Below are 2041 nucleotides of genomic sequence, written 5' to 3'. Positions count from 1 at the left end.
GGCAGGCGGCCAGATGGCAGATATTGACCCTGTCTGGTGGCCCACCAGATCGCCTCGACCTTGCCGTTCAGAATCTCACCGGGATAAAGGTCCAGTGCGACTTCAACCGGTTGGCCAGGTTCCACGAACTTCAGGTTTTGCTGACGGAAAGTGGCTAGAATATAGGGCTCGTCTTCGGTTACGAAACTGGCGATAGCACCCAAGCGAATTTCGCCCACAACGAGACCGGGTCGGGCTTGTTGCGATACGATCATCCCGTTTTCAGGTGCGTATATCGTTGTATTTTCTAGGAAATACTCAGCTTCTTCCAGCTGAGTCTGTGCCTGAATGATCCCGGTGTTTACACCATCGATCTGTGAAGCCAGTGCGAGGTTCGCTTTTTCCAGATTGGCCTCGGCCTCTTTTACCTGTGCTTGATCCTCGGCGACCTGCTCATTCCAACGATCGAGTTCATCCTGTCGCGCACCACCAGCGGGGACCAAATTTTCATATCGTGCCTTTTGAGTCAGGGCATAGGCGAGCTGCGCATTGGCGCGTTCGATAGACTCAGTCGCCGCAATCACATCCTGTTCCAGAATTTTGGCGTTCTGTTCGGCGGCTACCAACTGAGCCTTGGCATTGTCTACCGCCAAAGAGAATACGGTATCGTCAAAGCGATACAGCGGTTCTCCCTTGGTGACCCATGTGTTTGGCTCCACCAGAACTTCGGTCAAAAGGGTTGGCTGCGTCAGTCTCGGGACGATCTGGATGGTCGAGCGAACTACGTGGCTGTCGGCAGAGAAGGGCTGAAAGAAGCGCAGTGCCACCAGAAAGATCAGCAGCAGATGCGCGCCTACCCAGAATGACACAACACCCCATGTGATGTTGAATTTCAGCCATTGTGCCTTGAAGAAAATAAACCAGACAAAAATTATGTAGAACAGCGTGATGCCGAGGGCCATGAACATGTTGTTTTGCTTCCTCTGGCCTTAGCTCTGTTCTGTATCGTCGGTATCGAGGCGATCCCGGTACTCAGGCTTTACTTTGCCGCCTAAGCGTTTGATTTCATCCCGAATTGCGTCGCGCTCATCATCCGGCATACGCCGCAGATCGACGGTGACGCCGTCATGGAAGGCCCACATAAAGGCGTGCACCCACGGAACAACGGCCAGAAAGCCCATCCATCCCATGATCTTGACGGCCTCAGCATGAGGATGATTGCGTTTGATAGCGATCCGCCCCGGCAATCCCATGAGGAATAGAAACAGCGCCATGACGGCTGCCAGAAGCAGGATCAGCGCCACGAAAGTCAGGTAGTCATAGTAGCCCAGCGGCTGGCCCAATAGTCCCATCTACGTGCCTCCTTGTGGGAAGGTTGAAACCATCCTCAATTGTTGTTGCCCAGTTCGTCAATGAGTTTGTAGCTGGTCGGCGGGTCAGCGCAAACCGTTGGGCCACATTCGATCAGTGTGGAAACCGCATTCAAAGCAGCTAGACCTAGCATGATAAAGAATGCGACTTTTGCCAGTGTGCTACCGCCAAAGCGCTGTTCTGTTGATCCGTTTTCATATTGCTTCTCGAACATCAGCATGATCGAGGTGCCGAGCAGGATCAGAAAAAAGCAGATTGCAGCCCAAGTGTAATAGTGCAGCCCCAAAACGGGAGATCCATAGTGACCGGTTCCCGGGACGATGTGCAAAAGGATTTGGCGAACGGCAACGCTCACTCCGAACAGTGCACCCAACAGCATAAGTGCATAGTGCCGAGCCCGAGCACCATAAAGCAGATTGAGGCCGAGGCCGACGCCCACCGAAACAAAACCAACCCGCTGTAGCAAGCATAAAGGGCAGGGCAGTTCATAGAGCTTGAGCTGATAGAAGTATGCCAGCACCAGGACCAGGCTGACGGCTAGTGTTCCAAGTGCATTCAGAGTGCGGGACAGTTCAGGTGTCATGGTCTTGTCCCTCGCTTACAACTGAATGGTTAGTTGGCTGGTGGCGTGATACTTCAGCCAGTACACACTCAACGCCAGCGTGATAAAGAATATGGTATTGGCTATTCT

The 2041-nt window shown here is 53.1% G+C and carries 4 protein-coding genes; all 4 read right to left on the bottom strand.

The window, feature by feature from the left end; genetic code table 11:
• A partial coding sequence (locus tag E1297_RS12625) for an HlyD family secretion protein (RefSeq protein WP_155138636.1) occupies positions 1-947 on the bottom strand: 947 nt, incomplete at its 3' end.
• A gap of 21 nt (positions 948-968) precedes the next feature.
• The gene (locus E1297_RS12620) at positions 969-1331 is read right to left on the bottom strand and encodes a DUF3302 domain-containing protein (RefSeq protein WP_155138602.1); all 363 of its coding nucleotides are present in this window, start codon (positions 1329-1331) and stop codon (positions 969-971) included.
• 35 nt (positions 1332-1366) lie between these two features.
• Positions 1367-1933, bottom strand: a complete 567-nt coding sequence (locus tag E1297_RS12615; protein ID WP_155138600.1) for a disulfide bond formation protein B — start codon at positions 1931-1933, stop codon at positions 1367-1369.
• A gap of 15 nt (positions 1934-1948) precedes the next feature.
• On the bottom strand, positions 1949-2038 hold the full coding sequence (locus E1297_RS51280) for a DUF5993 family protein (protein ID WP_368669550.1): 90 nt from the start codon (positions 2036-2038) through the stop codon (positions 1949-1951).
• Between the last annotated feature and the right edge of the window lie 3 nt (positions 2039-2041).

This window comes from Roseibium sp. RKSG952 (genome assembly GCF_009711355.1).
This window is presented reverse-complemented; position numbering and strand designations above follow the sequence as displayed.